The organism is Shewanella sp. 10N.286.52.E4 (assembly GCF_041468785.1).
Lineage (GTDB): Bacteria > Pseudomonadota > Gammaproteobacteria > Enterobacterales > Shewanellaceae > Shewanella > Shewanella electrodiphila.
Window position 1 is genome coordinate 14,127 of the sequence record NZ_JBFRJJ010000006.1, and the last position, 16,858, is coordinate 30,984.

15 protein-coding genes are annotated in these 16,858 nt (G+C 39.1%); 5 read left to right on the forward strand and 10 right to left on the reverse strand.

Features of this window, described 5'->3' with window-relative positions; translation table 11 throughout:
• Positions 1-13: 13 nt before the first annotated feature.
• Positions 14-3,295, reverse strand: coding sequence for a DUF748 domain-containing protein (locus tag AB4153_RS03100; protein WP_371996339.1), 3,282 nt, complete (start codon positions 3,293-3,295; stop codon positions 14-16).
• 355 nt (positions 3,296-3,650) lie between these two features.
• On the opposite strand from AB4153_RS03100, the gene AB4153_RS03105 reads away from it, so the two are divergent.
• The 4 genes from AB4153_RS03105 to AB4153_RS03120 all read left to right on the forward strand — a co-directional run bounded on the left by AB4153_RS03105 (position 3,651) and on the right by AB4153_RS03120 (position 6,133).
• Positions 3,651-4,082: a GNAT family N-acetyltransferase gene (locus AB4153_RS03105; protein WP_229369093.1), complete on the forward strand. Its 432-nt coding sequence runs from the start codon at positions 3,651-3,653 to the stop codon at positions 4,080-4,082.
• A 408-nt stretch (positions 4,083-4,490) separates the two neighbouring features.
• Positions 4,491-5,192: a DUF445 domain-containing protein gene (locus AB4153_RS03110; RefSeq protein ID WP_248955859.1), complete on the forward strand. Its 702-nt coding sequence runs from the start codon at positions 4,491-4,493 to the stop codon at positions 5,190-5,192.
• A 397-nt stretch (positions 5,193-5,589) separates the two neighbouring features.
• Positions 5,590-5,940, forward strand: coding sequence for a VOC family protein (locus AB4153_RS03115; RefSeq protein ID WP_303514003.1), 351 nt, complete (start codon positions 5,590-5,592; stop codon positions 5,938-5,940).
• Entirely contained in the window at positions 5,921-6,133 is a 213-nt protein-coding gene (locus tag AB4153_RS03120) for a DUF1289 domain-containing protein (RefSeq protein WP_371996340.1), read from the forward strand. The genes AB4153_RS03115 and AB4153_RS03120 overlap by 20 nt, the downstream gene beginning before the upstream one ends.
• Before the next feature lie 30 nt (positions 6,134-6,163).
• Here the strand turns inward: AB4153_RS03120 and AB4153_RS03125 are convergent, their stop codons facing one another.
• From AB4153_RS03125 to AB4153_RS03165, 9 genes are all read right to left on the reverse strand, one after another.
• Complete coding sequence (locus AB4153_RS03125; protein ID WP_303514005.1) at positions 6,164-6,658, reverse strand: GNAT family N-acetyltransferase; 495 nt, start codon at positions 6,656-6,658, stop codon at positions 6,164-6,166.
• A 118-nt stretch (positions 6,659-6,776) separates the two neighbouring features.
• A complete protein-coding gene (gene asnB, locus AB4153_RS03130) occupies positions 6,777-8,441 on the reverse strand; it encodes an asparagine synthase B (protein WP_229369089.1) in 1,665 nt (554 codons plus the stop codon).
• Between the two features lie 361 nt (positions 8,442-8,802).
• Positions 8,803-10,476, reverse strand: coding sequence for a M28 family metallopeptidase (locus AB4153_RS03135; RefSeq protein WP_371996342.1), 1,674 nt, complete (start codon positions 10,474-10,476; stop codon positions 8,803-8,805).
• A 373-nt stretch (positions 10,477-10,849) separates the two neighbouring features.
• Positions 10,850-11,596: an HAD-IIA family hydrolase gene (locus AB4153_RS03140; protein WP_102528550.1), complete on the reverse strand. Its 747-nt coding sequence runs from the start codon at positions 11,594-11,596 to the stop codon at positions 10,850-10,852.
• A gap of 144 nt (positions 11,597-11,740) precedes the next feature.
• Positions 11,741-12,217, reverse strand: a complete 477-nt coding sequence (locus AB4153_RS03145; RefSeq protein ID WP_371996343.1) for a bifunctional diaminohydroxyphosphoribosylaminopyrimidine deaminase/5-amino-6-(5-phosphoribosylamino)uracil reductase RibD — start codon at positions 12,215-12,217, stop codon at positions 11,741-11,743.
• Positions 12,218-12,272: 55 nt separating this feature from the next.
• Positions 12,273-12,776, reverse strand: a complete 504-nt coding sequence (locus tag AB4153_RS03150) for a hypothetical protein (RefSeq protein ID WP_371996344.1) — start codon at positions 12,774-12,776, stop codon at positions 12,273-12,275.
• A gap of 115 nt (positions 12,777-12,891) precedes the next feature.
• Positions 12,892-13,335 carry a hypothetical protein gene (locus tag AB4153_RS03155; RefSeq protein ID WP_371996345.1) on the reverse strand — a complete coding sequence of 148 codons (444 nt, stop codon included), beginning with the start codon at positions 13,333-13,335 and terminating at the stop codon, positions 12,892-12,894.
• A gap of 61 nt (positions 13,336-13,396) precedes the next feature.
• Positions 13,397-13,576 carry a hypothetical protein gene (locus AB4153_RS03160; protein WP_102528548.1) on the reverse strand — a complete coding sequence of 60 codons (180 nt, stop codon included), beginning with the start codon at positions 13,574-13,576 and terminating at the stop codon, positions 13,397-13,399.
• Positions 13,577-13,863: 287 nt separating this feature from the next.
• Positions 13,864-15,240 (reverse strand): L-serine ammonia-lyase, encoded by a 1,377-nt coding sequence (locus AB4153_RS03165; protein WP_371996346.1) that lies wholly within the window; start codon positions 15,238-15,240, stop codon positions 13,864-13,866.
• A 357-nt stretch (positions 15,241-15,597) separates the two neighbouring features.
• On the opposite strand from AB4153_RS03165, the gene nagZ reads away from it, so the two are divergent.
• Positions 15,598-16,608: a beta-N-acetylhexosaminidase gene (gene nagZ, locus AB4153_RS03170; protein ID WP_371996348.1), complete on the forward strand. Its 1,011-nt coding sequence runs from the start codon at positions 15,598-15,600 to the stop codon at positions 16,606-16,608.
• Positions 16,609-16,858 lie beyond the last annotated feature (250 nt).

A 16,858-nucleotide genomic window follows, 5' to 3' on the forward strand; every position in this document is an offset into this window, starting at 1 on the left:
CTTTAAGTGCCCGTTAATTAGCATCTAAGGTCAGTATCGCTTGTGCATCGGTTTGTTCAAAATGCACTCGACTTTCTAAGATAAATACACGACTAGGGTCAATGTTGGCTTGTTCAACTAAATAGGTTTTAATGGTTTTAGCCCTTTGCTGAGCCAGTATACCAAGCTGAGCTTCAGAAACAGCTTGCTGGTTTAAGCTGAAATTATACAGTGCAATATGCCAGCGAGTTTGTAATTCGAGGGCCTCGATTTGCGGGTTTTCCTCAGTAATCTTTTGCTCAATTAATAATGGGTCTAATTGGGTTTCAGTTTGATATAACGCGATTAATGCATCGACTAAAGGACCTTGCTGTGGATACTGGCTTGCAGATAAGTCAGTTGGTAGCGCTGTGACCTCAATGCCTGCTTGATTTGCCAGTTTTTGATGAAGCTGTTCTTGTTGTAATGCTAATTGGTCATTGGCTAAATCAACGCTACCTTTGATATTAAGTATCAGTAGTGGTCGATCGTCTAACGCCTTAGCAAGTGAGGTTAATGTTGTTTGTTGCTCTTGGGTAATAGCTGATTGGCCAAACTCAAAGCTTACTTTGTCCATGCTGTCTTCATCACCCCCCACTAAACCTGCTAATAAAGAAAATGGCGCTGTAATGGCTTTGGTAATGACATTAGTGATAGCGGTCATAACGATACTGCCAAAACTGAAGCTAGGAGAATCTAAATCGCCATCTACATCTACACCTAAATCGATGACGCCGTGCCTGTCCTGTAATAAGGCAATTGCTAAGGTGATCGGCAGGGAAGTGGCCAGTGAGCTATTGCTTGGTTTACCTAACTCTAATTGATCAATGACTAAATGGTTACTGCCAACTAATTGATTATTCTCTAATTGATAATTGAGCGCTAAAGATAGTTGGCCTTTATCGATGTAATAGCCCGCATAGGTTCCTGAGTATGGATTAATAGAGGTGAGCTCGACTTTATTAAAGGCGAGGTTTAAATCAAGATATGGATTTGCCAATAAAGGATTAATATCACCTTTTAATGTCACTGGCGCATACTTATCGATTTTCCCTTCTAGATTAACCGATGCGCGTGTTTGCGGGTTGGTAGATATTTGAGTGATTTCACCATTGAGTTGTTCAATACCTGATGCAAAATTAGGTGTTAAAGAATTATCGGCAAAAAAAGCAGAGCTGTCTTTAAAGCCTATTCGCTTTATATCGATAGCAAAGTCTGACTGCTGTGATATTTGCTGATTTTCAGGTAAACGAGACGAACCTTGATTATCTGAGTCAGCGACTACTGGAGCAGTCGTTGCATTAGTAGCAGTAGTAGGTGTAGTTGATTCGTTATTGTCTTTACCTGCAGGAGTGACTATCAAGTCAGCAATGTTAGTGCTTCTGTCTTCGGCAATAATCAATCGGCTAAATAAGCTGTCAAATAACACCTCATCGATAGTTAGGGACTGACCTAAATTATCAAAGGCTAAATCAGTAATAATCATTGACTCCCAATTAAGCAGGGGCTGTTTTAATAGATTATCTTTGATTTGTAATTGATTAACTGATGCTTGTCCTTGATAAACAAACTTCTGTTTTGTATTTGCACTAATGTGACCTTTAGTATTGAACAAACCTGATTCGAGGGTGATATTCATAAAAGGTGAAATATAAGGCTGTAACTTGGTTAAATTAACCTTCTGGTAGTCAATATCCGCTTCTAAACTGATTAACTTCGCGTCAAATACTCCAGTTGAGCTAAATTGGCTCTGATCGTTTATTGAAAGGTCTAGTTGATACTCAATCGGTAATGATAAGTCTGATTTAATGGTTTGGGTGGTGAAATTAATATTAGATAACTTCCAAAAGTTAGCGGTTTTATTCGCGACGCTTTCAGTCAGTTCAAATTGATAATTTTCAACATTTAATTGGTGTAATGTCACTAACCACTCTGGTTTTGACTCTGTTGTACTGCTGCCTAAATCAGAAGGTTCTTGTACGCTAGCTTGCAAGCTGGCTTGGTCGTCAACACTGTCGTTGTCAGTTGATTGATCAGTTGATTGATTAGTTGATTGTGTAGCTTCTGTATTAGTTTCTAGATTAGCCGCTTTATGGCTAGACTCTTGTTGTGTGTTAACAAAAATTGGAGTGAATAATTCGATTAAATTAACTTTCTCAGGGGCAACCGTTAGCCAAAAATTAGCATCACTGGTGCGAAATTGTTTTATGTCGATGTTTTGTTCTTGGCTAGATACTGTAATACCCTCTAAGGCCAACAAATCTACCGTGGTAACTTGTCGCTGATCATCATTGGCAACAATATTGCTCAATGTAATGTCAGTATCAGTAATATTAAAATCAACTATCGGAGAGTCTGTAACTGCTTCAATCGCCGTTTCTGTGGCGGCAAAGGAAGATATTAGGTTCAGGTTTGCAGACTGTAATGAGACTTTAAATAGATCCTCAACGAGAGACCAGTATTGAGTTAACTCCATCTGAGTGATAGCAAGTTTACCTTTAGCATCTAGCGGAAATAACTGCGCTTGGGTGTCTAGTTTAATCTGACCATTTTTATCATCGCTTATAGTAAGGTTTATTTTATTTGCGTCAGGGCTTTGTGAAAGTAATGCATCAGTTTTCACCATGGTCGCTGAAACATTTATTCTTGGGTAAAGTAATTGGGTCTCAGTTAGCTTATCGTTTATCTGTAAAGCGGCATTATTAAAGTTAAAGCGATTTAGATGAATGGCAATGGGCTGAGTGTCTTGTTCTTTCTCTACATCAGTCTCTATTTCAGTTTGTTTATTGTCATCTTCTGAAGGATTAGTTTTAGCTAGGGCTTTGGCTCTTTGATCAAATGTGTTGATGATGTCAGTAAAATTGAATTGATATCCCGATGGCATACTGGTGTCAGTTTGATTTGCCAAAATAGCTAATCGCTCAAGTGACAATGTCGTTCCATCGACAGTTAAATAATCTAAACTGATATTCAGGTTAAACAGAGACTGCCAGAACATGAAATCTACTTCGACATTATCAAGATGGAAAAAGGCTTTTTGACTATCTTGTTCATTAACCGTCAGTTGACTCAAGCTCAATTCAAATGTGAATGGGTTAACTTTAATGTTCTCAATTGTGACTTGTCTGCCTAGCATTTCTGATAATGATTTAGGCGCTTGTTTAGTCGCAATGAAAGGGATGAGTAACCCTAACGATAGTACAAAGAGTAAATAAATAAACGAACAGATAATTGCAATTTTCTGGTAACGGGGGCGATGATTAAATCTTTGTTTCATTGTGCTCAACGACGACATCATAGGGACGACTGCTTATAGTAATAGTTAGACAGTATTTGTTAGACATTTTAACGAATTTAAGGTTCAGTTACTCGTTTGTTTAAGATTTTTTTACAATTTTTCTTCATTAGGTGTTTTCAATGGACAAAAGTGGAATTTATCTTTAAGCTAATGTATTAATAAGATTTTTAAGTTTAAATTAGATTATATTTACCAAGCAGGCTAAGGCTCCATAAAAGCCTTGTTGATTTATTGTTGTGTAATTCATTTAAGGCTCTCATTGGTTTTAATTTGTATTCAACACTCAGATGATAATTTTGCCGCTGTGTAAATTAATAATTTCAAGGATGAAAGCATGAATATTCGACTAACTTCAGAGTTAGATACCGATGTTTTAGTGAGCTTATTTGACGACTATAGACAAAGTATGGGGTTTAAATCTGAACCTAAAAAATGCCGTCAATTTATTAAAACTCGTTTAATAGAAAATGATTCGATGATCCTAGCGGCTTTTGAAGAGCAAAAGTGCTTAGGTTTTGTTCAGCTTTATCCTTCTTATTCTTCGTTGTTACTTAAACCTGTTTGGTATTTTGACGATGTATTTGTTGATGCGAGTCGTCGAGGCGAAGGCATCGCGACTCTGCTTATCGAAAAAGCAAAAATGTTAGCCCAAGGTACCGACGTCATGTTAGTCAAACGCACAAAGGTGCTTGATAACGGACTAGAAACTAATTTGTCTAATCAAACCGAAGCTGAAGGGATGTATTTGTATCATTCTGGATTATAGTAAAAGGTTTTAATAGTAAGTTAGGGAGGGTTGGATTTTGGCCGAGATAAAACCCAATTAAGCGCGGCGAGTGAATTGCCGACAAGCACTCTAAGCAATCTAAGCAATCTAAGTAATCTAAGTAATCTAAGTAATCTAAGTAATCTTTGTTCGCAAAAATTTGCTCAACAATGTTGAATACGTTTTTAGCCCAACCCTTTGGGCAGCGTTTGTTGTCCATTTTTTACCAGCTTATCGGTTTCTTTATCTAGAATGACTACATCACAAAGTCTCTGCCTTTCGGCCTTGATGCATAGAATGGCCAACAGCTCGCTGCCAAAACAACTTTAAAAGATCAACACACCCTAGTATCTAACCTTTGGAAATTGATAGAATGCCAAAGGTTTTTTTATGTCTGAGGATTTTAGATTGAACAAGAGTTTAGTGACTAATATCATTGCCGCAGCATTAGTGTTGATTGGCTATTTTGCAGAAGTAACCATGGTATTTACCATAGGGTTATTTGCGCTATCTGGCGCGGTAACCAACTGGCTAGCAGTCCATATGTTATTTGAAAAAGTCCCAGGTTTATATGGCTCAGGTGTTATTCCATCACGCTTTGAAGAGTTTAAAGCGGGTATTAAACATCTGATGATGGAGCAGTTTTTTACTCAAGAAAACATTGATCGTTTACTGACTGAAAACAGTGCGAGTGCTATCGATTTAACGCCTGTAATTGATAAAGTGGATCTTGAACCGTCATTTGACGCTTTGGTGACTACGGTTGAAAACTCATCTTTTGGTGGCATGCTATCTATGTTTGGTGGAACAGAAGCATTGATCCCATTAAAAGAGCCTTTTATTGATAAAATGAAACAGTCATTGACTGAGCTAACTCAAAGCGAAGAGTTTAATCAAATTTTGATTAATGAGCTGGAACAGCCTAATGTCATGGCCGATTTACAACAGAAAGTATCGAACATTGTTGATCAACGCCTTGATGAGTTAACCCCAGTGATGGTGAAGGATATTATTCAAGAAATGATCCGCAAGCATCTAGGCTGGTTAGTGGTTTGGGGTGGTGTATTCGGTGGATTAATTGGCGCTTTAGCAGCTATTATTCAATCTTAATTAGGTGACTAATTAAGTGACTAATTAAGTGACTAGTTGCGTGGGTTATATAGGCTATAACACTCGCTATAAAACGTTTTTATGTCAGTTTTTAATAACTGTTTTCTTTACTGATTTTTTATTGCAGCAGGTCATTAGCCGAATTTAATCTGCACTCGAACAAGTGATAAGGGCTTAAATAAGATCTTGTTTAAGATTTTGTTTAAGCCCTTGTCTAAACTCTTGCCTAAGACCTTGTTTTAGTTTCTTATATCAAAGTTTTGTTACTTACTTATTTGTTATCTGAGTTAGGGACTTTTACTGCCAAAGTTCGACATCCCCTAATTATTCCTCTATTTTGAATATAGATACGTGTCATTATAGGCTAACCTATTCAACCTAATTTAAGAGGTTACTTATGTCCCAACATCATAAAATTAATTACTTAGAAATACCTGTTAAAGATTTAGTAAAAACCAAAACGTTTTTTACTGAAGTGTTTGGTTGGCATTTTAAGGATTATGGCCCTGAATACAGCTGCTTTTTGGATGTAGGTATTGATGGCGGATTTTACCAAGCGGAGCAGGGCTTCAATTTGAAAAGTGGCTGCCCGTTGATAGTGTTATACAGCCAATGTCTTGAAACCAGTGAGCGGAAAATATTGGCTGCTGGTGGCGTAATCCTTAAACCTGTGTTCAGTTTCCCTGGTGGTAAACGATTTCATTTTGCAGATATTAATGGGAATGAATATGCAGTCTGGTCCGAATGAACCTCGTTCACCCTGTGTGGGGAATTGCTGCCTTGATCAACAAGATATCTGTTTGGGCTGTCATAGAACTCATCAAGAAATTTTAGCTTGGCACAAAATGAGTGTTGATGATAAAAATGCCCACTTAACGGTTCTCGCAATGAGGGCCGCTCAAGCAAAAAAGCGTCGACAATGTCAGGGCGTTACACAGTAGGCCATTTATTTCATTAACTGTCTGTAACAGTTACGCTTCAATTTCTGTCTTGAATAATGAAAACCCTCGAGCTTGGTAATTTTTCAACGCACTAGGGTGATCCAGCGAGCAAGTGTGCACTGAAACACGCTCGGTGTTATCGAGTAACCAAGCTTGTTCTATCGCTTGGCTAAGCAAATATCCACCCATGCCTTTACCAATAAAGCGCACACCAAGTCCAAAATACATAATCTCGACGTTATTATTTTCTTGCTGTTGCAGCTCAAAGTAACCCGCTGGAGAACCGTCAAAATAGGCGACATATAAGTGAAGTTGGCTATCTTCACTGTATTGCTGCCATTGCTTATCAGTCCATCCTAACTTATCTGTCCATTCCCACGCCGAGCCAACAAATTGATATAGAAAACGATTAAATTCGTATTGTGGTACCAGTGCTTTAGTCACTGTTAACCCTTTAGCATCCGTTTTGGCTTGTAGCTGCGTTGGTTGTAACATCTCTAAATGGAATATGGTGACATCTGTCATGGCAAGCCTTTCAATGTAATCAGTATTATGTGGGGTAGACTAAATCAATTAGCGGCAATAAAAAAGCCACCCTGCGGGTGGCTTCAAATTTATTGTTGAGTTAGTTGAAATCTACAACTTAATAAGCACTGTCATGGACGTTTTTAACGGCACGTCCTGATGGGTCGTTAATGCCCTGTAAGCTTTCATCCCAAAGTAGTGCTTCTGGAGTCGAACAAGCCACCGTTTTACCACCAGGTACTGTTTCAGCTGCAGATTCAAGTGGGAAAAACTCTTCAAAGAAACTGCGGTAATAATAGGCTTCTTTAGATTCCGGTGTGTTATATGGGAATCTAAATTTAGCATTGGCCAGTTGCAAGTCATCTACTTGTTCAGCAGCAATGTCTTTCAAGCCATCAATCCATGAGTAACCAACACCATCACTAAACTGTTCTTTTTGACGCCATACCACTTCATGCGGGAGGGCGTGTTCAAAGGCTTCACGTAAGATGTTTTTCTCAATACGGCCATCTTTAGACATTTTCGCTTCAGGGTTGATGCGCATCGCTACATCCATGAACTCTTTATCTAAGAATGGAACGCGGGCTTCAAGTCCCCATGCTGCCATGGCTTTGTTAGCTCGTAGGCAATCAAATAAATGTAACTTATCTAACTTACGGACTAACTCTTCATGGAATGCTTGAGCATTTGGCGCTTTATGGAAATACAAGTAACCACCAAATAGTTCGTCAGCGCCTTCACCTGACAATACCATTTTGATCCCCATGGCTTTAATTTTACGGGCCATTAAATACATCGGTGTAGCGGCACGAATGGTCGTAACATCATAAGTTTCTAAGTGATAAATCACTTCTTTAATCGCATCTAAACCTTCTTGGAAAGTGAAGTGGATTTCATGGTGAATCGTACCAATATCGTCAGCAACTTTTTTCGCTGCAATTAAGTCTGGTGCGCCTTCTAAACCTACGGCAAATGAATGCAGTTGTGGCCACCATGCATCTGTTTCACTGTCATTTTCAATACGACGTTTAGCAAAGGTTTGCGTAATCGCTGAAATAACGGATGAATCTAAACCGCCTGATAATAATACCCCGTACGGCACATCAGACATCAGCTGACGTTTTACTGCAGCTTCTAGGGCATCACGTAACTCTTCTTTGCTAGCAGGGTTATCTTTAACTGCATCGTAGTCACGCCAATCACGCTGATAGTATTGAGTTAAATCAGCATCTTTAGAGTAGTGATAATGACCAGGTTTAAATTCTTCAACTGTTTTACATACTGGCATCAGTGCTTTCATTTCAGAGGCAATGTAGTAGTTTCCTAAGCTGTCACGACCAGAGTAAAGGGGAATAATCCCCATGTGATCACGACCAATTAAAAAGGCATCTTTTGTTTTATCGTATAGAACGAAAGCAAAAATACCGTTTAGCTTGTCGAGAAAGTCTACACCGTATTCTTGGTATAAAGCTAAGATGACTTCACAGTCTGAGTTGGTTTTGTATCGGTACTTTTCACCTAACTCTTCTTTAAGTTGTTTATGGTTATAAATTTCACCATTCACTGCTAAAACGATACTGTCATCTTCGCTGATTAATGGCTGAGCTCCGTGATCAACGTCAACAATGGCAAGGCGCTCATGAGCCAGAATCGCTTTATCATCTGCATATACACCAGACCAATCTGGTCCACGGTGACGTAATAGCTTCGACATTTCTAAAGCCACTTGACGCAATTCTTTAGCGTCTGATTGAATATCTAAAATTGAAAAAATTGAACACATAATGTGGCTCCAGAAATTGTACTTCGAATCGTAATAATCTTTATCTGGGATTCACTTTGACAGCATTTTTTACAATGTTCAATGCTGATTTTTAAATTATTCTCAACAAAAGGTGGTTTTGGGTGTGGTTAATCTTTGTTTTTGTACTGTCATTTTGAGGATCGGTTAAACTTGTAACGATATTATTGATGAATATTGATTTTACTCTCTGAATTTGCCATTTCGATTTGAGAATATTGAATCAGAGAGAGATAAATTCTAAAGATTAAAATATGTATTTATTTTTCGTAAATTTAAAAAAAAATCCCTTGTGAACATTATCACAAGGGATTTTAGGCTTTAGGGATGAAACTTTCGTAGTTTAATCTTTAGCAGGGCGCAAACTGTTAAATTCGGAGCCTTTGTAATAACCTGGCCAATCCCCATTATTGGCTAATGTTTCAGCAGCTTGATAGTAAACGGCTAAATCTTGTAATGCGCCTGATAAATCCCAGTCAGCTCGGTAATGATCACAAACGTTGTGATAACACCCTTTCATTTGTGCTTGCATCGCTTGTTTATACTGTGCGGTTGTATCATCTAGAGGCACACTACCACCGCCTGCAAACACTGCCGGCACGCCAAGTTTTGCAAAACTGAAATGATCAGAGCGGAAAAAACCACCTGATGCAGGGTTTCGCTCACGGGTTGCTGTTCTATTTTGGCCTTTAGCGACATCTATTAAATAGGCTTCAAGCTCCGACTGGCCTTTACCTACAATAGTGTAATCTTGGGTTTTACCATACACATTGGTGCTATCAAGATTAAATACGGCAACTGTTTTATCTATTGGATAAATTGGGTTGGCAGCGTAATAGCGTGAACCTAATAGGCCTTGTTCTTCGCCTGTAGTCGCAATAAAGGTCACTGATCGGTTTAACCTATTACCTTGCTGTGCTTGCTTGGCAAACTGGCGAGCGATTTCTAGTATCCCAGCGGTGCCTGATGCATTATCTAATGCACCGTTATAAATATTATCGCCATCTTTGGTCAAATCGATGCCAATATGGTCCCAATGAGCGGTAAATAATATATGTTCAGCAGCGGCGTTTTTACCGGGTAGAGTAGCGACGACATTGTAACTATCGGCGTACTCAGCTTCGCTAGTGAAAGCGATGTCTGCTGTTTGTTTCAAGTCTAGGTTTATAGCACTGTCTGATGCGCGAGCCATGAGGTTTGTTAGTTCAAAACCCGCTGTTTTGAATATGGCGGTCGCACTATCTAACGTCATCCAGCCTTCTACCGTGATACGTTGATCTTGTACTTCTTTACTGAAAACTAAATCTTGTTGAGCGCCAGTCCAGCTATTTTCTACCACCGACCAGGGGTAAGATGCTGGCGCGGTGTCATGAATGATGATTGCGCCTAACGCGCCTTGTCGGCTAGCTTCTTCAAATTTATAGCTCCAGCGACCATAGTAAGTCATCGCTTTGCCATTAAACTTATCTGACTCAGGGTGAGCAAACCCTGGGTCATTGACCATGATCACCGCGATTTTCCCTTTCATGTCTATGTCTTGGTAGTCATTCCATTGATATTCAGGTGCGTTTATGCCGTACCCTACAAAGACTAATGGTGCATTATTGATGTCTACGCCACCTTTATCATGGCGTGTACCTAGGACAATATCCTTACGGTTTTCCATGGTCATGCCAGCTAAGCTAATTTGTTGTGATTCACTAGCGGTGTAACTCACCATAGGCACAGGTTGTAAGTAACTGTCTTGATAAGTGGTATCTAAGCCCATTTCTTTAAAGGCTGCAGATAAATAATCTAATGTGAGTTTTTCGCCTTTAGTGGTCGGGGCGCGCCCTTCAAACTCATCTGAAGAAAGGGTTTTAATATCTTTTCTAAAACGTGCTTCATCAAAAGTGACTTGGCTTGCGGCAGCTGAAGCACTGTTGATTGTTGAAGGTGCAGAGGTTTGCTCATCAGCACTTTGAGGGCTGCAGGCGCTTAATAACGCTAATGCGCAAAAAGGGAGCAAGTGTTTCATAGGTCATCCTATTGTTATTTTTAAGTATTATTGGAACATTATGGTATTAGAATCACAATGCACTGACTGCATGTTCGTTTCTATAAGCTTATTACTAGAGGTCTATAAACGATAAAATGATTAGTAATGTACACTAAGTATTTTCGGGCAACTAGCCTAATGCTATCAACGCATGATGTATCAAGCTTATGCAGCAAACAAGAGCATAAGCTTGAAATTATGTTACCTAATGTTAACCGAATGAAGATGTAGCAGATTCTACTGATTTAGATGGTTTTTAAAGAGCATCACAACATAAAACCTTGCTGACATACTCTTAAAGCTCGTTATATTAAATTAGATTTAGTTGCCATGTTCCAGCAAAGTTAATACTTTAGACAACATCAATATCGCCAGCACATTTAAAAACGTGGTTGGGTCTGAAAGGTTCTTTATCAATATCGCCCATTTGGCTGACGCCGCTAGTGACCAGAATTGTTTCAAGTCCAGCTTGGAAACCTGCCAAAATATCAGTGCGCATATTGTCACCAATAATCACGGTATTTTCTGAATGGCCTTTAATATGGTTTAACGCTGAACGTATGATCCACGAGCTTGGTTTGCCAACATAAAATGGCTTTTTACCTGTTATCCGCTCAATCGGAGAGCACAATGCGCCGCAAGCTGGGCTGTATGCTGGGCCGTGAGTATCAGGGTTTGTTGCAATAAAACGCGCGCCATTGGCAATAAACCCAGAGGCTTTATGGATCATGTCCCAGTTAAATGAACGAGTTTCACCCACAATAACAAAGTCAGGGTTGATGTCTGTAATGGTAAAGCCCGCATTATAGAGCTCATGGGTTAGGGCACCTTCACCGATAACATAGGCTTTATTACCTTGTTGGTGCTTTAAGAAATCCGCAGTTGCCATTGCAGAGGTATAAAAACAGCTTTCAGGTACATTAATTCCAGCTGCGCCAAGTCGATTTTGCAGATCTTTCCCCGTCTGTACAGGGTAGTTGGTAAGAATAACGAGCGGATTACCTTGTTCTAGTACTCTATGGATAAAAGTATCACTTCCAGGAATGAGTTTGTTGTCATGCAGTAAAACGCCATCAATATCGCAGATAATATTTTTCATTACTAACCCTTTGGCTAAATTATTAACTTAATTAAAAAATCGATTTGCTGTTAATTCATACAAACATACTTTGGCTTAAAAATCATCTTGAGAAGGGCTAAATTGTGAGCGTAAAAAAGCTGGGCGGGTAATGAATATTGGCCTTTATGAAAGCGGGTATGATTTATTTAAATAAGGTGATAAAAAACGGCTTACTTGCTGATGACATAATCCGACTTCAACAGTAATGCCGGCTTTTTCGAGGATACTGATCCCTTTACCGCTATTTCTAGCATCAGGATCTAACATTGCGACTATGACGTGCTTTATTCCTGACTCAATAATGGCATTAGCGCATGCAGGAGTGCGACCAATAAACGCGCAAGGCTCAAGGGTGACATAAGCAATGACATCTGACATAGCGCCTACAATAGAATTAGACATATCGCTAGAATATGCTTTCAGAGCTTCTATTTCTGCGTGATTATGACCAATCTCCTGCGTGAAACCTTCGGCGACAATCTCATTATTTGTTACTAGTACACAACCAACAGGCGGGTTTGGCTGACATTTTGGCAAAGCCTTATGTGATATTGCTAATGCTCGCAGCATGAACTGTTGTTGCATTGTTGTACTGAACATTATCGAGCTTTGAATGGTTGAGTTGTTATTATTTGGGCTCATTGAATGTATGTACTTATCGGTTATTGTTTATTTCTTTAGACCATGATTTCCACTCTACACTTCTTCCAGGAAATACTATTTTGGTAAACGGCCAGCTATTTTTAAGCCAATGATTAATCGTGTCATAAAGATCGTTTTCTAAATAAACATTATCATCCCTAATCCAGAAATAAACTTCGCAGTGATAATTTGGTGATTGACTTGGATCAATGTATACAGACCCAAGACAGCGAGTATTTGACTTATTAAACACCGAATAGGCAAATGCTGTTCTTGAGTTAAATTCTTGCTGATGGACTTTCAAGCTAGCGGTGTTTTCTTCGAGTGTCATGGAGTTTTGTGGCCAAACGGAACTTGGACCAAAAAGATACCTTAAACGTTTAATGCTTGACATTACAGCGTCGTAATCTTGTTTAGCCACACTTGGTTCGAGCATTCTAAAGTAGAAATTTCTGGTGATGAATGTTGTTGGCACGTCGAAATCTAAAGCAATGAATTCAGTTGTTTGTATTGGCACTTAACACCTCTTTTAACCATGAGCATTTTATTTAATGGCTAGTATAGAACATAATGATTAAGCAAGATTTACGATAAAGTTGAACACTTCTTTCATATTTAGAGTGACTCTTAAGTTAATCAGGTATCAAGTTAGCAGAATTAGATAGGCCTTGGTTTATCGTATGTTGCATATAAATAACATGAAAAAAAGAGGTAAATATTGGGTCTAACCAAAGTCGGTCGCCTTTGTTCGAAGCTGATAGGCTGTTAATTCTATTACGAACCATAAATATCCATACCATATCAAAAACAGTAGAGATGACATGAATACCAATGGAGCCTTTCAGTATCAGAGGATCATGTAAATTGATAATGGCGTAAATTAGGCTGCTCAATGACATGGTAAATAAAGCTATTGTAATAGCCATAAATGTAGATGATATTTCTAGCTGGGTATTGTTGTTTATCTGAGTTGAGAATTGATAAAGCTTATAAATAAAATATATCCCAATGGTTAATACACAAAGTAGGAGTGTTTTAACGACTGAGTCAGCTTTGAAAACGTTTTTAAAATCCATTTCAATTAATTCCTGTTAGTAAAAACTGAATTTTTTAATTTGTTTTTATTTATAGAATTGATTATTTTGGACTTTTAGCATTAATGACTTTTTTGATAACTGCAGTTGAAGCGATGGCGATAACCAGCACTAAAAAAATGGTAGAACCAATAATATCCTTATCGATGATGTTATAAACTAATCCAAGAAGGGTAATTGCGGTAATCACTAAGTAACTACTTTTGTCTGATAATTTATCCATAAATATTTCCTGAAACTCCTGTTTCAATCATTCAATAAAGTTGACTATTTAGCGTAAAGTATCACTAGTTAGTTGAGAAGCAAAGGTGAAGTAAAAAATATAGGGAATAGCGCTGGAAATGATTCAAGGGCAAATCTGTAAGGCTTGGATTAGAGTTTCTTTCGCTGGGGAAAAAGTGGAAGAAAGATTTAAGCTTTAAAAAAGAGGCTGTTAAGCCTCTTTTATTCATCAAATATTATTCATCAACTATTATTCATCAACTATATCAGTGAGATAATATTATCTCATTAACACTCGACAATATTCACCGCTAAACCGCCTTTGGCAGTTTCTTTGTATTTGCTGCGCATATCTTTGCCGGTATCCATCATGGTTTTAATCACTTTATCTAAACTGACTTTATGATTACCGTCACCACGAAGCGCCATACGTGAAGCATTAATCGCTTTAACCGCACCCATGGCATTACGTTCAATACAAGGCACTTGCACTAGCCCGCCTACAGGATCGCAGGTTAAGCCTAAGTTATGCTCCATGCCTATTTCAGCGGCATTTTCTACATGTTCGACAGTGCCGCCCATAATTTCAGTGAGCGCTGCTGCGGCCATTGAGCATGCCACGCCAACTTCGCCCTGACAGCCAACTTCAGCGCCAGAAATAGATGCATTTTTCTTATACAAAATACCAATTGCTGCTGCAGTTAATAAGTAACGACAACAAACATCCATATCGACTTCTTGAACAAAGGTATGGTAATAGCAAAGTACGGCAGGAATAATTCCCGCTGCGCCATTGGTTGGTGCGGTAACCACTCTATCACCAGCAGCATTTTGCTCATTGACTGATAAAGCGAATAAATCGACCCAATCCATCGCGGTTAATGGGTCCATATTATTGCGGCCTTCAGCTTGTAAGCGACGATATAACGCTGGAGCACGCCGGCGAAGCTTTAATCCGCCAGGTAGCATGCCTTCTTTTTGATAACCGCGTTCAATACAGTCTTTCATGGTTTGCCAAATTTCCCACAAACCCTGTTTAACATCATCTTCTGAGGCGATACTTAACTCATTTGCCATCATCAGCGATGAAATACTTAACCCATTATCACAGCAAAGATCCAACAATTGACTGGCTGAGTCAAAATCATAAGGCGCAGATTTTATCGGCGTGGCAGGGGATGCATTGGTTTGGGTTATTTCATCTTCATCAAGAATGAAACCACCGCCAACGGAGTAGTAAGTACGTTCATAAATGCATTCGCCTTGGCTATAGGCATATAACGTCATGGCGTTAGCATGTGCAGGAAGACTTTTACGGCGATGATAGGTAATACCATTGTCGCGAGTAAATTTAACTGAGCGACCATCTGCGAGTATCAGTGTTTGATTAGCGGATACTTGTTCAAGAATGTTATCAATAGCATCAGTATCGACGGTATCAGGGGCTTCACCCATAAGACCAAGAATAACCGCTTTACCAGTACCATGACCTTTACCTGTTTGGCCTAATGAGCCAAACAGTTCTGAACGTAATTCATCGGTATTCTGTAACAAACCTTGGTTTGCTAAATGCTGCATAAACAGCTTACCCGCTTTCATTGGTCCGACAGTATGGGAGCTTGAGGGCCCAATACCGATTTTGAACATATCAAATACGCTAATCATTGTTATCAACCTTAATACTCAGTCGTTTTTATTATAGTCGTTTATTATTTTACCGCGGCGAATATCACAGCTATAAATCAGATTAACAATTCTTGGTAAACTGTATCTCTAGCCACTGTTTCTCTGCATAATAGTCAATATTACATACAGATTTTAAAGCAGTATTTGCCTGACGGTTTTCAAATTTCGTCTGTTATTTAATTGAGTATCCCATACTTTTTATTAGATCGTTCATTAGATTTTTTTATGCGATGCACTTCAGATTAGTTGAAGTAATTGTAACCCAGATCACAGTGGCGACTTTTTTGTAATATGGACAATCAAGCCCGTGACGTTAAGGCAATAATAGGAGTTAGCGTGAGTTATTTAATGATGGATTTAGCTGGCCTGAGTGTCAGCGAGGAAGAAGCCGCTTTATTACAGCATCAACAGGTGGGAGGAATTATATTATTTTCCCGCAATTTTTCTAATAAAGCGCAGTTAATTGAGTTAGTAAAATCAGTTCGTGAAATTCGTGCAGATTTATTGATAGCAGTGGATCATGAAGGCGGGCGTGTGCAGCGCTTTAGAGAAGAGTTTACTCTGATACCTGCGATGGGAGATATCTTACCTGCAGCTAAAGGGGATATGGCATTAGCGCAGCGCTGGAGTCGAGAACTTGGCTTTTTAATGGCGATTGAATTGGTCGCTTGCGATATTGATTTAAGTTTTGCGCCAGTTCTGGATGTTAATGGTGTCAGCGATGTTATTGGTAAGCGCAGCTTTAGCGCTAAACCTAAAGAAGTGGGTTTATTGGCTGAATCTTTTATTGAAGGTATGAATCAAGCCGGTATGGCTGCGGTGGGTAAACACTTTCCCGGCCATGGCAGCGTGAAAGCGGATACGCATGTGGCAATGGCTGAAGATAATCGCAGTAAAGATGAAATCTTTAACTTTGATATGCAACCTTTCAAGCAGCTGATGGAGAAAAAACAATTGAATGGTGTGATGCCTGCTCATGTGGTTTATAAACAGGTTGATCCTAATCCTGCTGGCTTTTCGTCTTATTGGCTGCAAGACATATTACGTCAGGAACTCGCCTTTGACGGGGTTATTTTCTCAGATGATTTAGGCATGAAAGGTGCCTCGTTTGCAGGGGATTATTTGGGGCGTGCCCAAGCCGCTTTATCGGCTGGCTGCGATATGATTTTGGTATGTAACGATCCTGAAGGCGTTAAAACCTTGCTGTCAGAGTTTTCATGGCCTGAAAAGGGACCAGCGTCGAATGCTCAAGGCTTAAAAGCGGATATGGCGCAAGTGATGATTGGTCTTGGTTCAACTGACCGTTGGGAAAAAGCGCAAATGCTAGCCAAGCAAATCTTAAGCTAGTTTTTTGGAGTAAGCGTGAACTATGAAAGGGCTAATAGGTGATTCTACATCGCTGGTTGGTTAATTGCTAAGCAGTTAACTCCTGATAGTTAGCAAATATGATACGAGTGTGTTACAAAATGATACAAGTGAATTTAACATGCGACTTAAATTCACTTATATCAATGTCATATTATGCAAATTTTTGCTTTATACAGCTAATCGAATGATTAGCTGTTTTTTTATGTAAAAAAACCGAATGGGTAGTATT